This is a genomic window from Kitasatospora sp. NPDC034035 (assembly GCF_055575755.1).
On sequence record NZ_JBVISA010000016.1, the window covers coordinates 101,855 to 116,416 of the forward strand.

General features: G+C 73.1%; 12 protein-coding genes. 8 read left to right on the top strand and 4 right to left on the bottom strand.

Translation table 11 applies throughout. From position 1 onward, the window contains the following. Positions 1 to 14 precede the first annotated feature (14 nt). The 5 genes from ACZ52J_RS23175 (at position 15) to ACZ52J_RS23195 (ending at position 5,211) form a co-directional block, all read left to right on the top strand. Positions 15 to 1,679 carry a phytoene desaturase family protein gene (locus tag ACZ52J_RS23175; protein ID WP_465621410.1) on the top strand — a complete coding sequence of 555 codons (1,665 nt, stop codon included), beginning with the start codon at positions 15 to 17 and terminating at the stop codon, positions 1,677 to 1,679. Further along, on the top strand, positions 1,676 to 2,731 hold the full coding sequence (locus ACZ52J_RS23180; RefSeq protein ID WP_465621322.1) for an MDR family NADP-dependent oxidoreductase: 1,056 nt from the start codon (positions 1,676 to 1,678) through the stop codon (positions 2,729 to 2,731). Before ACZ52J_RS23175 ends, ACZ52J_RS23180 begins: the two co-directional genes overlap by 4 nt. A 145-nt stretch (positions 2,732 to 2,876) precedes the next feature. Next, positions 2,877 to 3,308, top strand: coding sequence for a GntR family transcriptional regulator (locus ACZ52J_RS23185; protein ID WP_465621323.1), 432 nt, complete (start codon positions 2,877 to 2,879; stop codon positions 3,306 to 3,308). Continuing rightward, positions 3,305 to 4,147, top strand: coding sequence for an ABC transporter ATP-binding protein (locus ACZ52J_RS23190; RefSeq protein ID WP_360498929.1), 843 nt, complete (start codon positions 3,305 to 3,307; stop codon positions 4,145 to 4,147). The genes ACZ52J_RS23185 and ACZ52J_RS23190 overlap by 4 nt, the downstream gene beginning before the upstream one ends. Beyond that, positions 4,144 to 5,211, top strand: coding sequence for a hypothetical protein (locus ACZ52J_RS23195; protein ID WP_465621325.1), 1,068 nt, complete (start codon positions 4,144 to 4,146; stop codon positions 5,209 to 5,211). The genes ACZ52J_RS23190 and ACZ52J_RS23195 overlap by 4 nt, the downstream gene beginning before the upstream one ends. Before the next feature lie 241 nt (positions 5,212 to 5,452). Here the strand turns inward: ACZ52J_RS23195 and ACZ52J_RS23200 are convergent, their stop codons facing one another. Then, positions 5,453 to 6,787, bottom strand: a complete 1,335-nt coding sequence (locus ACZ52J_RS23200) for a hypothetical protein (RefSeq protein WP_465621412.1) — start codon at positions 6,785 to 6,787, stop codon at positions 5,453 to 5,455. Positions 6,788 to 7,039: 252 nt separating this feature from the next. Then, positions 7,040 to 7,546 (bottom strand): winged helix-turn-helix transcriptional regulator, encoded by a 507-nt coding sequence (locus ACZ52J_RS23205; RefSeq protein ID WP_360498933.1) that lies wholly within the window; start codon positions 7,544 to 7,546, stop codon positions 7,040 to 7,042. Positions 7,547 to 7,643: 97 nt separating this feature from the next. Between ACZ52J_RS23205 and ACZ52J_RS23210 the strand changes: the two genes are divergently transcribed. Beyond that, positions 7,644 to 8,402: a class I SAM-dependent methyltransferase gene (locus tag ACZ52J_RS23210; protein ID WP_465621327.1), complete on the top strand. Its 759-nt coding sequence runs from the start codon at positions 7,644 to 7,646 to the stop codon at positions 8,400 to 8,402. On the opposite strand, the gene ACZ52J_RS23215 is transcribed toward ACZ52J_RS23210, so the two are convergent. After that, on the bottom strand, positions 8,399 to 9,625 hold the full coding sequence (locus ACZ52J_RS23215) for a threonine synthase (protein ID WP_465621328.1): 1,227 nt from the start codon (positions 9,623 to 9,625) through the stop codon (positions 8,399 to 8,401). The two genes, ACZ52J_RS23210 and ACZ52J_RS23215, sit on opposite strands and share 4 nt — an antisense overlap. Positions 9,626 to 9,756: 131 nt before the next feature. Between ACZ52J_RS23215 and ACZ52J_RS23220 the strand changes: the two genes are divergently transcribed. Continuing rightward, positions 9,757 to 10,059 (top strand): hypothetical protein, encoded by a 303-nt coding sequence (locus tag ACZ52J_RS23220; RefSeq protein WP_465621330.1) that lies wholly within the window; start codon positions 9,757 to 9,759, stop codon positions 10,057 to 10,059. 72 nt (positions 10,060 to 10,131) lie between these two features. Here ACZ52J_RS23220 and ACZ52J_RS23225 read toward each other — a convergent pair whose 3' ends face one another. Further along, positions 10,132 to 12,942, bottom strand: coding sequence for a penicillin acylase family protein (locus ACZ52J_RS23225; RefSeq protein WP_465621331.1), 2,811 nt, complete (start codon positions 12,940 to 12,942; stop codon positions 10,132 to 10,134). 355 nt (positions 12,943 to 13,297) lie between these two features. Here ACZ52J_RS23225 and ACZ52J_RS23230 point away from each other — a divergent pair, with 355 nt between their 5' ends. Further along, positions 13,298 to 14,551, top strand: coding sequence for an SUKH-4 family immunity protein (locus ACZ52J_RS23230; RefSeq protein ID WP_465621333.1), 1,254 nt, complete (start codon positions 13,298 to 13,300; stop codon positions 14,549 to 14,551). The last annotated feature ends 11 nt before the right edge of the window (positions 14,552 to 14,562 follow it).

Here is a 14,562-nt window from a genome sequence, read left to right on the forward strand (position 1 = left end):
GCAGCAGGCAGACCGTGGTCATCATCGGCGGCGGCCTCGGCGGCCTGTCCACCGGCTGCTACGCGCAGATGAACGGCTACCGCACCCGGATCCTGGAGATGCACGAGATCCCCGGCGGCTGCTGCACCGGCTGGGACCGCGGCGAGTTCACCTTCGACTGCTGCGTCAGCTGGCTGCTGGGCAGCGGTCCGGGCAACGAGATGCACCGGATCTGGCTGGAGCTCGGCGCCCTGCAGGGCAAGCTGATGCGCAACTTCGACGTCTTCAACGTGGTGCGCACCCGGGACGGCCGGGCGGTCTACTTCTACTCCGACCCGGACCGGCTGGAGGCCCACCTGCTGGAGCTGGCCCCGGAGGACGCCCGGCAGATCCGGCAGTTCTGCGCCGGGCTGCGCAAGTTCCGCCTGGCGCTGGCCCGTTACCCCTTCCTCAAGCCGGTCGGGCTGATGGGCCGGCGGGAGCGGTGGCGGATGCTCGCCTCCTTCCTGCCGTACTTCAACGTGATCCGCCGCTCGATCACCGTGCTGATGAGCGACTACGCGGCGCGGTTCCGCAGCCCGCTGCTGCGCGAGGCGTTCAACTTCGTCCTGTACGAGAAGCACCCCAACTTCCCGGTGCTGCCGACCTACTTCCAACTCGCCTCGCACGCCGGGCAGTCGGCCGGCGTGCCGGAGGGCGGCTCGCTCGGCCTGGCGCACTCGATCGAGGAGCGCTACCGGCGGCTCGGCGGCGAGATCACGTACAACGCCAAGGTGACCGAGATCCTGGTCGAGCAGGACCGGGCGGTCGGGGTGCGGCTGAGCGACGGCCGGGAGGTGCGGGCGGACATCGTGGTGGCCGCCTGCGACGGCCGGACGACCATGCTGGACCTGCTCAAGGGCCGCTACCTGAACGACACCTACCGCCGGCTGTACACCAGGACCATCACCGAGCCCGGCATGGTCTTCCCCGGGTACCTCACCGTCTTCCTCGGCCTGCGCCGCCCCTTCCCGGCCGGCGACCCGTGCACCACCTACCTGCTGGAGGACGAGCTCGCCGCCCGGCTCACCGGCATCCGGCACCCCAGCATCAACGTCCAGTTCCGCAGCCGGCACTACCCGGAGCTGTCCCCGGCCGGGACCACCGTGGTGTACGCCAGCTACTTCTGCGACATCGCCCCCTGGCGGGAGCTGAGCACCGGCCCCGAGCAGTCGCCCCGGCTGCGGCGCGGCGAGGAGCTGCACACCCTGCCGGTCGGCCGGGGCCGGGAGTACCAGCGCGAGAAGCGCCGGGTGCGGGACGCCGTGATCGAGTTCCTGGACGGCCACCACCCGGGCCTGAAGGACGCGGTGGCGGTCAAGGACGTCTCCACCCCGCTCACCCAGGTCCGCTACACGGGCAACTACGACGGCACGGTGCTGGGTTGGCAGCCCTTCGTGGAGAGCGGCGAGATCCTGGAGGAGGAGATCAAGCGCAACGGCCCCGGGCTGCCGGGCCTCGCGAACTTCTACCTCTCCGGTGTGTGGGCGACCACCGGCGGTCTGATCCGGGCGGCGGCGGCCGGCCGACACGTCGTCCAGTTCATCTGCCGGGACGACCGCAAGCCGTTCACCGCGGAGATCGACGACCACGCGCCGCCGCCCACCCTGCTCATCGAACCGGTCGGACCCGTCGACCGGCAGTTTGGAGTCACCTCGTGAGGATCGAGAAGTGGACCGTCCGGGAGCACGTGGACGGTGTGCCGGACATCGAGCGGATGTACCGCAAGGTCGTGGAGGAGCTGGACGTCCGGCTCGCCGCCGACGAGATGCTGCTGCGCACCCGGTACGTCTCGGTCGACCCGTACCTCCAGGGCATCGCGCTGGACACCCCGATCGGCGACCACATGGGCGCCGACTCGATCATGGAGGTGCTGGACGCCGGGCCGGCCGCGCGGTTCGCGGCCGGTGACCTGGTGCAGGGTTTCGGCGGCTGGCGCAGCCACCTGATCAGCAACGGCGCACCCAGGCTGTGGCAGACCGGCACCTTCCCGATGGTCTTCCCGGCCTTCCGCCGGCTGGACCCCGCCCACTACGACGAGGCGCTGCCGCTCTCCACCGCGCTCGGCGTCCTGGGCGGGCCGGGGATGACGGCCTGGGGCACGGTCGAGAAGTTCCTCGATGTCCGCGCCGGTGCGACCGTGCTGGTCAGCGGGGCCTCCGGGGCGGTGGGTTCGGTGGTCGGGCAGTTGGCCAAGCACCGGGGTGCACGGGTGATCGGCACCACGGCGACGCCGGAGAAGGCCGAACGGCTGTGGGAGCTGGGCTTCGACGGGGTGGTGCTGTACCGCGACGGCGACGCTCCGGAGCGACTGGAGAAGGAACTCGCCGAGCTCGCCCCGGACGGCATCGACCGCTACTTCGACAGCCTCGGCGGGGTGCTGACCGACGTGGTCTTCGGCATGCTCGCGGTGGAGAGCCGGGTGGCGGTCTGCTGGCAGTGGGGGAGCCAGGTCGGCGGCGGCTGGGCCGGCCCCCGGCTGCTGCCGATGATCATGTACCCGCGCACCACGATCCGCGGCATCTTCTCGCTGGAGTGGTTCACCGAGGAGAACTGGGCGGCGCTGCGGCGGGACGTCGGCGCGCTGGTCCGCAGCGGCGACCTGACGTACCAGCAGACCGTCCACCGGGGCTTCGACGGCATCCCCGCCGCGTACCGCAGCCTCTACCAGGACCGCTCGGCGAGCCGGGGGAAGGTGCTGGTCGAGCTCTGAGCGGCCGCGCCCGACTGCTCGGCGCTGCACGGCACTGCTCGGCACTGATCGGAAAGTGTTTCGCTGTAGTGGTTGACTGGTGTTCTACTAGACCATAACAATTCAGGGGCAGGCCTCAGGACCTCATCCACCGAGGAGACGCCCCGTGATCGAATTCCATGTGGACCGGACGGACAGCCTCCCGGCCTATGCGCAACTCGTAAAGCAAGTACGGGAAGCGCTCAGGCTGGGACTGCTCAAGCCCGGTGACCGCCTTCCGGCCGTCCGCGACGTCGTCGTCTCGTGCACGGTCAACGCCAACACCGTGCTCAAGGCCTACCGCGAGCTGGAGCACGGCGGCCTGGTCGAGGCCCGGCAGGGCTCCGGCACCTTCGTCACCGGCTCGCTCGGCGCCGTCGAACCCCACGACATGGCGCGGCTGCGCACCGGGCTCGCCCGCTGGGTCGCGGAGGCCCGCACGGCTGGGCTGGAGGACGAGGACGTCAAGGCCCTGGTCACCGCCGTGCTCGCCGAGGAGTCGGCCGCCGCCGAGCGCGACGCACGCCAGGCGGCCGCGCACCAGGGGGCGAAGGCGTGACCGCGGCCCTGGAGGTACGCGGGCTGACCAAGCGGTACCGGGGCGTGACCGCCCTGGACGACTGCAGCTTCACGCTCCCGGCCGGCGGGGTGGTCGCGCTGGTCGGCGCCAACGGCGCGGGCAAGTCCACCCTGCTGGGCATCGTCAGCGGCATGCTCGAACCCACCGCGGGCGAGTACCGGACGGACGGCCGGGTGGTGCTGCTCTCGCAGGACAAGCCGCTCTACCGCGACTTCAAGGTCACCGACATGCTGAACTTCGGCCGCCACACCAACCACGTCTGGGACCAGGCCCGCGCGCTGGGCTGGCTGGAGCGGTTCGACATCCCGCTGGACCGGCGCTGCGACAAGCTCTCCGGCGGCCAGCAGGCGCAGGTCGCGCTGGCCGTCGCGCTCGGCGCCTGCCCGTCGCTGCTCCTGCTGGACGAGCCGCTGGCCAACCTCGACCCGGTCGCCCGCAAGGCCGTCACCGGCGAACTGCTCGGCGAGGTCGCCGAGACCGGCATGACGGTGCTGCTGTCCACCCACGTCGTCGCCGAACTCGCGGGCGTGGGAGACCACTTGCTGCTCCTCTCGCACGGCCGGAACATCCTGGACGGCGACGTCGAGGACCTCCTCGCCCAGCACGTCCGGCTGAGCGGCCCGCGGGCCGAACGGCCGCCCGTCGAGGGGGAGACCGTCCACGAGAACCACACCGCCCGGCAGTCCACCTTCGTGGTGCGCACCCTGCTCGGCGCGGCGACCCCGCTCGACGCGCCCGGCTGGACCGGCCACCCCGTCACCCTGGAGGACATCGTGCTCGGCTACCTCAAGACCTCCCTCGGGGAGACCGGACGGTGAGCGCCCCCGCCACCACCCCGCCGCCCGCCGCCGCCACCCGGCCCGCGCCCGCCGCCCGGGGGAACCTGTGGCGCGGCATCCTCTGGCTCACCTGGCGCCAGCACCGCGGGCAGCTGATCGGCGCCGCCCTCCTCACGGCCGCCGTCCTCGCCTGGATGGTCGTCAACGCCGCCGACCTGCAGCACGCGCTCGACCTGTGCCACGGGCCGGACTGCGCCAAGGCCGTCGCCGACGACCGGCTCGCCAGGATCAACCACGGCGCCGACATCGCCGGCTACCAGCTCAACCTGGTCGTCTTCCTGCCCGCGATGCTCGGCATGTTCGTCGGGGTGCCGCTGCTGGCCAGGGAGTACGAGCACCGCACCGTACTGCTCGCCTGGTCCCAGGACATCAGCCCGCTGCGGTGGCTGTTCGGCAAGCTCGCCGTGCTCGGCACCGTCCTCGGCGTGCTGACCGCCGTGCTCGCCGCCGAGTGCCTGCACGTGGCGAACCTCGTCCACCTCGGTGCCCGGCGCAGCCTGTTCGAAGGGACACTGTTCCAGGCCGGCGGCTGGCTGCCGCTCACCCTCGCCCTCGCCTGGGGGATGGTCGGCGTGGCGGTGGGGGCGGCGCTGCGCCGGCTGCTGCCCGCGTTCGTGGTGGTGCTCGGGGCCTTCGGCGCACGCACGATGCTGATGGAGCAGCTGCGGCCGCACCTGATGGACCCGGCGACCCGGACGATCTCGCTCGCGGCCGAGCGGGGCGAGGGCATCGACCCGTTCGCGCCGGTGGCCAACGAACTGCTGCTGGACGGCGGCAAGCCGCCGTTCGTCGACGCGGCCGGGCACCTCCACCCGTACAACGAGGTGATGGGGCAGTGGTGCGGCAACATCCTCGACGGGCGGGCCGCGGCCTTCACCTCCTGCCTCCGGGAGCACGGGCTGACCGGCATCCAGCAGAGCCTGCAGCCGGCGAGCCGGCTGGGCACCTTCCACCTGATCGAGAACGGGCTGAACCTCGGGCTGTTCGTGGTCGCCCTGGCGGTGACCTGGTGGCTGGTGCGCCGGGCCCGGACCACGGTGTAGCGGGGGCCGGGGGAGGGGCCGGGGGAGGGGCAGGGGGCGGAGTCGGGCGGATCGGCGAGCCGATGCGGGCCGAGGCGCCCGCTCTGTTCGGTGCCTACGCGGTGGAGGACGGGGCCTGGGTGCCGTCCTGGCACAAGGTCCGAGCCTGGTCCGATGCGGGCCGGCCCCTCGCTGCGGGGCCCTCGGCATGAGGATCTTGGCGTGGCCCCTCGGTGTGGATGCCGAGGGGCCCGGGGCGGCGTCAGTTGAGCGTGAACCAGGTGCTGCGGGACTTCTTCCACTCGGGGTGGGTGAGGTCCTTGGCGTTGGTGCCGTCCTGGTAGAGGTCGGCGGAGCCGTCGTCGGTGATCAGCTGCGCGGCGGCGCCCGGGGTGTCCAGGTTCGGGACGTCCGGGACGGCCTCCCAGGCGCCGTAGTCGCCGGTCGGCAGGTCGATCAGCTTGACCGGCTGGGAGCCGGCCCGGCCGTCCCAGCGGTAGAGCGCGTACGGGGCGGAGTTGTCCTCGGCGGCCCAGGAGCCGGCCACGATCAGGTACTGGCCGAGGTCGTTGCGGCGGATGTCGCGGACCGAGAGCCCGCCGAGGTCCAGTTCGATCGGGTCGCCGAAGGCCGCGTGCGCGGCCGAACCGTTCAGCAGGGACGGGAAGTTGGTGACCGGCACCAGCAGCGCCCGGCCGCCGGTGACCGCCGGGGTGAGCGGCGCGCGGAAGCCGACGTAGGCGGTGCTGGTGCTGCCGGGGGCGAACTCCAGGCCCTCGACGTTGAACCCGTCGATCTGCTTGGGCACCTGGCCGTCGGCGGCGCCGGCCGCGAAGCCGTAGCGGTCGCCGTTGGCGGAGTCCCAGTCGATCAGGTCGTCGCGCAGGCCGTGGTACTGGCCGGCCAGCGAGAGCTGGGTGGTGGCGCCGGAGCCGGTGATCGTGGTGGCGAAGACGGTCTGCCGGTCGGGCTTGACCACGCCGTCCTTGTTGTTGCCGAGCGAGCCGGTCCAGTAGATGGTGTTGCCGACCCGGGTGGCGGCCTCGATGTCGATCTCCTTGGAGACGCCGAGGGCGGTGCTGAAGTCCCAGGTGCGCACCGGGGCACCGGAGTTGTTGCGGTCGTACAGGCGCAGGGTGTTGGACTCGTCGTCGCCGACCACGATGTAGCCGCCGCCCGCGTCCACGGCGGCCGAGGCGTCGCTGGAGCCGGTGAGGTAGCGGCTGGTGGCGGAGTACTGGACGGCGGCGGAGGCCGCGTAGTGCAGGGTGCGGGTGGCGCTCTTGCCGCCCAGGCCGGTGACCTTGATGGTCAGGTCGGTGTAGCCGACGCCCTGGGCGGCGACCGCCAGGGTGCGGGCGCCGCCGGTGCCGGTGACCGTGACGTCGCCGGTGCGGGCCACGGTGCTGCGGGTGGTGGCCGAGGCGGCGACGGCCAGCGCCGAGGCCGAGGCGCCGCTCTGCGCGACCGTCACGGTCACGGTCGGGTCGCCGGTGGCGCCGACCGCGCCGGAGAGGTAACCGGCCGAGAGGGTGATCGTCGGGGTGCCGTACGTCACCGCTGCGGCCGGGACGGCGGGCAGGGCGAGCACGGGCACCGCCGCGACGGCGACGGCCAGCGGCAGCAGGCGGCGGGGGGAACGCGACACGGTGGCAACCCTTCCACGGGTGGGGGGAGTTGGCGGAGGGTTGCCAGCCTGCGGGCGCTCGGCGAACGCCGACCCTACGTCGGCCCTACGTCGGCGGACGGCCCGGCGAACAGCAGGCCCCGGGCGGCCGCCGGTCGGGGCGCATCGTTCGTCGCGGCCTGGCGCCGGCGGTGGCCGTACGGCCTGGCGCGGGCGGCGGCCCTACGGCCTGGCGCGGGCGACGAGGAGCGGGCCGAGGACCCGGGTGCCGGGGCCGATCCGGCCGCCGGGGCCGGGCAGTTCGGTGGTGTTGGCGGCGGTGACCGGCCCGCCGCAGTGGCCGCAGGCCGTCACGGGCGTGGTGTCGTGCCCGCAGTCCAGGTGGCGGATCCGGGCCGGCGGGCCGGCCTCGCCCGCGTACCAGCGGTCGCCCCAGGCCATCAGTGCCATCAGCACGGAGTGCAGCTCGGCGCCCTTCTCGGTGGCCCGGTACTCCTCGCGCGGCGGGTGCTCCTGGTACTGCTCGCGGACCAGTACGCCCTCCTCGACGAGTCGGGCCAGCCGGGCGGCCAGGACCTTGCGGGAGATGCCCAGGTCGTGGGCGAGGTCGTCGAAGCGGTGGATGCCGGTCAGGACGTCCCGCATGATCAGCGCCGTCCAGGCGTCGCCGAACAGGTCGGTGGCGCGGGCGATGGAGCAGGCGACGTCGGCGAGCGAGGTGCGGGTCATGGCGACCAGGGTAGTTGGGTTCCCCGAGGAAACCCATCCCTGATAAGTTCCCTCAGGGAACCTGAATGTTTCGTGAGCGTCCCGAGGGAGTTCAGCCATGGGCACCACCCCGCACATCGAGCTCGACGCGGCGTCCCCGGAGGCGATCGACGGCCGGCACATCCGCGCCCTGTCCTTCCAGGCCGTCCGGATGGAGTACCTCGCCGAAGTCGCCCCCCGCGGCGAAGGCCGCCCCGCCCTGGTGATCGGCGGCGGGCGCGGACTCCCGGCGGCCGGACTGGCCCGGCTCGGCTTCCGGGTGGCCGCCGTCGACCCGTCCCCGGTGGCCACCGGACACGCCCGGGCCGCCCATCGGCGGGACGGCCTCACGATCACCGACCTGGTCGCACAGCCCGAGGAACTGCCCTTCGGTGACGGCGAGTTCGAGCTGGTCTACTGCGCCGACACCCTCGAGGTGACCGGCGACCTGGACGGGGTCCTCGGCGAGGCGGGCCGGGTGCTCGCCCCCGGCGCCACCCTGGTCTACGACACCGTCAGCCGCACCGCCCTCGCCCGGCTGGTCTACCTCGGCGCCTTCCAGGCCATCCCGATGACCCGGATCATGCCGCCCGGCCGCTACCGCGCCGACCGGCTGCGCACCCCCGCCGAGGTCGCCGCCGCGCTCGCCCGGCACGGGCTGCGCAACCAGGACGTCCGCGAGTTCAAGCCGCGGAACCCGCTCAACCTGGTCCGGGCGGTCCTGGCCCGCCGCGGCGGCCGGATCACCGACGAGGAGATCCCGCCGCTGGTCGACTTCGTGCTCTCCCCGGCCGCCCGGCCCCAGGTCACCTACCTCGGGCGCGCGGTGAAGGACTAGGTGTTCTCGCTCGTGACCCCGGCGGCCCGCAGGCGCCGGAGGACCGCCTCCCACTCCGGGGCGACCGGCTCGGTCCGCCGGGTGCCGACGCCCCGGTCCTTGAAGCCGCTGGAGGTCGACACGCACACCACCGGGCCGTCCGACAGATCCGGCTCACCGAGGCTGCGCAGCCCGGCCAGGCCGGCCGCCGCGGACAGCTCGGTCCACAGGCCGGCGCGGGCCAGCTCGCGCTGCGCGTCGGCGAGGCTGTGATCGTCCAGCGTCAGCGCCCGGCCACCGCTCTCCCGGACCGCGACCACCCCGCGGTAGCCGCTCACCGGGGAGGCGATCGAGTAGGCGTTGCTCGGACTGACCGTCACGCGGGCGGCCGGGAGACCCTGCTCGAGGGCCCGGGCCAGCGGGCCGGAGGCCGCCGCCTCACAGGAGTGGATGCGCGGCACCCGGTCGGTCAGGCCCAGGCGGCGCAGCTCGGCGAAGCCCTTCCAGACGCCGAAGAGCAGCTCGCCGTACCCGGTCGGGACGAACACGGCGCTGGGCACGCCGACGTCCTGGAAGATCTCGTACGCGACGGTCTTGTAGCCCTCGGGGCCGTACGTGTGCCCGGTGTGGGTGGTGGTCAGGTTGCTGACCGGGTGCAGGCCGAGCCGGTCGACGACCTGGCGCAGCAGCGGCCAGCGCGCCTCCCACGGCACCGGGAGGACCACCGCGCCGTAGGCGTTGAGGAAGGCGGCGACGTTCGGCGGGAGGTCGGGGCCGGTGAACACGACGCAGCGCAGCCCGGCGCGGGCGGCGTAGGCGGCGGCCGAGGCGCCGTGGTTGCCGGAGGAGGCGACCGCGATGCCGGGCGCGCCGACACCCACGGCGGCGCTGACGGTGCAGCGGTTCAGCCGGTCCTTGTGGCTCCAGGTCGGGTTGCGCGACTCGTCCTTGACGTACACCCCGGGCTCGATCTCGACCAGCGGCGTGGCGCCCTCGCCCAGGCCCGGCGCGAGCAGCGGCGGCAGCAGCGGGGCCCAGCGCTCCAGGCCGCCGCGGGTCGGGGCGGGGGCGAAGAGGCTCGCCGGGTCGGCCTTGTCGTAGGCGTAGTCGACCTCGACGGGGTAGGAGACGTCCTCGGTGCTCGTGCGCGGGCAGCCCGCGGTGAGCGGGGGCCAGAGCGGGTAGTCGAGGTCGGGGTCGCCGAGGGAGCGCTGGCCGGTTGCGAGAGAGTCTGCTGTTGCCATGTAAGCAGCCTAATGGTGTTTCAGGTGCTACCGGGTGGGGTTTGTGATTCCGGTGCGCGCGGGCACACTCACCGGGCCGGTCGAGGTCGAGAGCCGGTCGAGAGTCGGGTCGGACAGGAATCGGGGGAACGATGGACAGCGGCGTACGGGCGATGGTGGAGGCGATCGGCGAGGCGCGGCGGCAGCTGCGGGAGAACGCGCAGCCGAAGGCCCGCGAGAGCGTACGGGACAAGGTGCCGGGGCCGGAGGAGGCGGCACTGCTGGGCGCGCTCGCCGAGCTGGTGGACAGTGCCGGGGAGTTGGTCGGTGCGATGGCCGAACGGATGACCACCAACGCCACCTGTCGGACGTACGCGGTCGCGGGCCGGCGGCTGCGCGACGAGGCGAACAACCTGCGGGGCGACGCGAGGGTCGCCGCCGATCGGGTGAAGTGACGGCCGCCGGTTCCCCGTGGGGGTGCCGGCGGCCGTCGGGTGATGCGGGGCTGGTTCAGGTCCAGCAGTGGCTCAGCGGTGGCTGGGGAACTGCACCACCTGCTGGTAGGTGGGGCGGTTCTGCCAGGTGGTCTTGGTGTCCGTCACGCCGCCCAGCGGGCGCTGGATGATGGTGTCGGCGCACCACTGGTCGCCGGCCGAGCAGTCCGCGTCGCCCGGGTAGACCTGGGCCGGGGTCTGGGCGGCCGCGCGCTTGAGGGTGTCCAGCAGGACGCCCCGGCAGGCGGTCAGGTCGCCCCCGCCGCAGAAGGGGCGGGCCAGCGGGCCCTTCACCTGGTCGCCGAGGACGGCGCGCAGGTCCTTGTCCAGGTAGCTCCACCAGCCGTACTGGAAGGCCGAACCCTTGTGGGGGATGCCCTCGTTGGCGCTCACCGGGCCGCCGCCGGGACCGGTCTGCCCGCCCGAGGGCGACTCGTTGATCTGCAGGGCGCCGGTCAGCGCGGCGAACAGCTGGTCGCCGAGGCCGGGCCGCATGACGCCTTCGGACACCAGCGGCCACCAGGCGTCCAGCACCCGGATCGCGGCCGCGTCCGCGTAGGCGTGGCTGCCGGGTGAGGTCTCCTTCCGCTGCGCGCCGTCGGCGAGCCAGGTCTCCAGCTGCTGCAGGGCGGTGAGGGTGGCCGGGTCGGTGACCGGCGCGCTGCGCAGCACCCGGACCAGGTCGGGCAGCACGTCCTCGGCCCGCAGGTCGGCGAGCGCGGCGCCCTCCATGGCCTGGGTGAGCGAGACCCGGCTGACCTTGCCGCCGCTCCGCAGCAGTGTTTTCACCCGGTCGTCGAGCAGGTTGCCGCGGTGCACCGAGCCGTTGCCGAAACCGGCCGAGGTGTAGCCGTTCGCCTGCTTGTTGTTCCAGGAGACGTAGTAGTCCTGGTCGACGGACTGCGGGTGCTCGGCCGCCGGGGTGTACCGGGCGGTGTTGGTGGCGGGGTCGAAGTCCGCCCACTCGTAGCCGGGTTCGGCGCGGACCGGCAGTCCGGCGTCGACCCCCGGCGCGCGCACCGGATTGCTGCCGGAGTTGTAGTACGCGATGTCGCGGGAGTCGGCGTAGAACCAGTTGAAGGTGTAGTTGATGTCCTGCGCGGCCTGCTGGAAGCTCGCCGCGTCGTGCACCGCGCCGGGGTCGTTGAGCTCCTGGAAGCCGATGATGGAGTCGGCCTCGTGGCGGTAGGTGGAGCGCAGCGCGGTGAAGGCGACGGGTGCGCCGCCGACCGTGCCGCGGGCCGTGACCAGGCCGTACTTCGAGCGGTACATCACCAGGGTGTAGGAGCCGGCCGCGGTGGAGTCGGCGGTGGTCGGACTCCAGGCGTTCTTGCGTTCCAGCCGGTCGAAGGGCAGGCACTGGCCGTGCCAGAGGTAGGAGCCGGCGGCCGTGGTGACCGGTGAGCCGTCCGTGGTGCAGAGCGGGACGGCGTAGCTGTCGGTGATGTCCTGGCCGGCGGAGGTGGCGCTCCAGGCGTAGTCCTGGCCGCGGCCGAGCTGCACGTAGAAGCTCAGACCGGCGAAGGCGGCGCCGCGCGCGCTGATCCCGGGGCCCTGGATCTCCTCGAGCATCAGCAGCTGCGGGGCGAAGTAGCCGGTCTGCGGGCCGAACACGGCGACCGGGTGGCCGTCGTCGGTGTGCGCGCCGGAGACCAGCAGGGCGTTGGACATGCCGTGCTTGGCGGTGAGCAGATTGCCGGGGAGCACCCCGTCCGCCTTCGTCGCGGCGGTGTTCGCCGAGCCGCCGGCGTCGTAGATCATCCGCTCGGGCACCACCGAGCCGGGGTCGGGCAGCGCCTCGCCCTGCGGCTGGTCGGGCACGGTCGCGTACGGGAAGCTCTGCCCGTCGTGCAGGGTCTGGACGGCCTCGGGGTCGTCGGCCTCGCGCAGCGACTTCCAGACCGCATCCCCGGCGTCCGTGCCGTAGCGGGCCTCGGCGGCCGACTTGACCTGGGCGGAGGCGAGTTCGTTGCCGCCTCCGGAGCCGAACAGGGCGCCGACCACGGAGGCGAGGGCGACCAGGTCGGTCAGCTTGAAGGGCTCGATCGACCCGGCGTTGGTGATCGGGTCGATGTGCCCGGTCAGGTCGTACTCGCCGGGGAAGGTCCGGGAGTTGTAGGACTCCTCGGCGTACTGGTTGATGCCGTCGAGGTAGGCGTTGGCATCGGTGAGGGCCCGGGTGGCCCGGCCGCCGCGGGCGGCGATCGCGTCGATCTGCTGCTGCAGCTCCGCCTCGGTGTACGGCGCGGCCTGCCAGAAACTCTGCTCCAGCTGGCGGTTGGCGGCTGCCCCGCCCGCGAAGCCGGACAGCTGGCCGCGCCCGACGTGCCGGAAGAGGTCCATCACCCAGAGCCGGTCCTGGGCGGCGGCGTAGCCCGCGCCGAACTCGGTGCCGTAGCGGGTGGTGCCGGTGATGTGCGGGACGCCGGTGGCCTTGTCGCGCACGATCGTGACGTCCGACCGGGGGCTGGTGCTGCTCGCGACCTGGTCGGCGGGGACGCCGAAGGAGGCGTCGTTGAAGAAGTCGCGCAGCTTGGCGTCGGTGAGGCCGGGGTAGCCGGAGGCGAGCGAAGCGTACGGGCCGAGCTGGTCGTCGGTGTGGGCGGGGCGGGTGCCGAACATCCGGTTGAGCAGGATGTCGGCGAGGGTGGCGTTGCCGTTCTCACCGGGCGGCAGGATGTCGGCGCAGTGGCCGCCGCAGTAGTCGCCGGCGGCGGCGCTCGTTGTCGTGGGGGTGGTGGGGGCGGCCGCCGCGGTGGGGGCGGTGGTCAGGGCAGCGGTGACGAGCAGGGCCGACGCGAGGGCGGCGGCCGGGAATCGGAGGGGGTGGGGGCGTAGGCGCAAGGCGGACTCCTCCGTCGAAGCCACGGGGAGTCGACGGTAGGGGTGCTACTGACCGGTTGGCTAGTGGCGTGCATGCCATTTCCGTTGGAGCGGCGTGAAGTTGACGGGCCGTGGGCGGTGTGGCGGTGCACCGTCGCTCGCGCGTGCGGTGACGCCGCTGAAGGTCAGCAGGTGCCGGTCGTTGGTGACGGCGTACAGGTGGGGCTGCCCTTCACCGTTGCCTCGAGGTCCGCTGCGCAGGGCCACAGGTGGGGGCGGCGAGGACGGCCGGGCCGGTTGTCGGTGCTGTCGGCTATGGTCGGGCGCGTCGGAGGCAAGATCGTCCGTCGGAGCGCGGTTGAGGAGGGGGTGTGCCGTGGTGGAGACAAACGCGGCGGGGAGTGCGGAGGCGAGTGCGGACGTGGTGGGCCTTCGGGAGCTGCCCGCCGGGCTCACCCACGGGCCGAGCCGCGAGCGGCTGGCGGCCGGGGGCCTGCCCCGCTCCTTCGCGTACCTGGACCTGGCGGCGTCCTGGTACGAGCCCTTGCGGACGGCCGCGACCTGGTACGACGAGTTCCGGGAGGAAGGCGCCGAGACCCTGATCGTGCTGGGGGAGGCGCGGTACGAGGACCGGTACGGGGGCAACCTCGCGGATGTGCTGCTCGACGGGGCCACCGGCGAGGTGTACCTGGCCTGCCAGGACCATTCCGGTGCCCTGCGGCGAGACCTGCTCGCCAGCGGTCTGGAGTCGCTGGTCGCCCTGATGATCGAGGTCGAGGCCGTCACGGCCGGCGCCGACGAACCGTACGAGCCCGAGGACGGCGAGGAGTTCGAGCCGCGCGGCCCGGAGACGGTCGCCGAGGCCGTCCGGATCTCCCTGGAGCGGATGCGCCAGGCCGATCCGGAGCTGTTCCGGCGGACGGACGACCGGCCGGCGCACTGGGAGACGGCGACGCGGGTCCGGGCCCTCGCCTGGGGAGCGCTGCCGGGCGAGCCGGACGGCCTGCGGTACGCCATCGACGCGGCCCTGGTCGAGGACCTCGCGGTGCTCACCGACGGCACCGTCCGGCGCTTCCACGAGGACGACCTGCCGGCGGTGCTCAGCCACGCCCCGACCCGGCGGCTGCTCACCGGGCTCGGCCTGCCGGTCTCCACCCGGGGGATCTTCCGGATCGACCCGGTGGGGCCGCTGTTCACGATGGCGGAAACCTTCCCGGACTCCTTCGAACCCGATGACCCCGAGTACGGCGAGGAGTACCGCCGCGACTACCAGGGCGAGTTCCTGGCCTTCGGCGACTGGCCGTACGACTTCACCATCGCGCTCGACGGCGCCACCGGCCGCCTCGAACTCCCGGCCTGGTTCGACGACGGCGAGCCCGCCGCGTACCTGCACCGCGACGTCTCGGCCATGCTCTACGTGGTCTGGACGTACGAGCGCCTGCGCGCCGACCGGCGCCACTGGGACGGCGGGCACGCACCGGTGCCCTGGGAGGCCTTCCACCCGCGGGAACTGCTGGACTGTGCGGCCGAGGAAGCCCTGCGCGCGCTGGACCCGGAGGCGTTCGCGTCCGAGACGCACTTCTGGCCGATCCGGATCGACGACGGCCACATGGGGAGCCTGCTGGAGTAGCGGCGGGCGGG

Bases quoted from the DNA above. Each gene is read 5' to 3' on its own strand.
- ACZ52J_RS23220 (WP_465621330.1), top strand. From the start codon at position 9,757: ATGGACAGCGGCGTACGGGCGATGGTGGAGGCGATCGGCGAGGCGCGG.
- ACZ52J_RS23205 (WP_360498933.1), bottom strand. From the start codon at position 7,546: ATGACCCGCACCTCGCTCGCCGACGTCGCCTGCTCCATCGCCCGCGCC.
- ACZ52J_RS23210 (WP_465621327.1), top strand. From the start codon at position 7,644: ATGGGCACCACCCCGCACATCGAGCTCGACGCGGCGTCCCCGGAGGCG.
- ACZ52J_RS23215 (WP_465621328.1), bottom strand. From the start codon at position 9,625: ATGGCAACAGCAGACTCTCTCGCAACCGGCCAGCGCTCCCTCGGCGAC.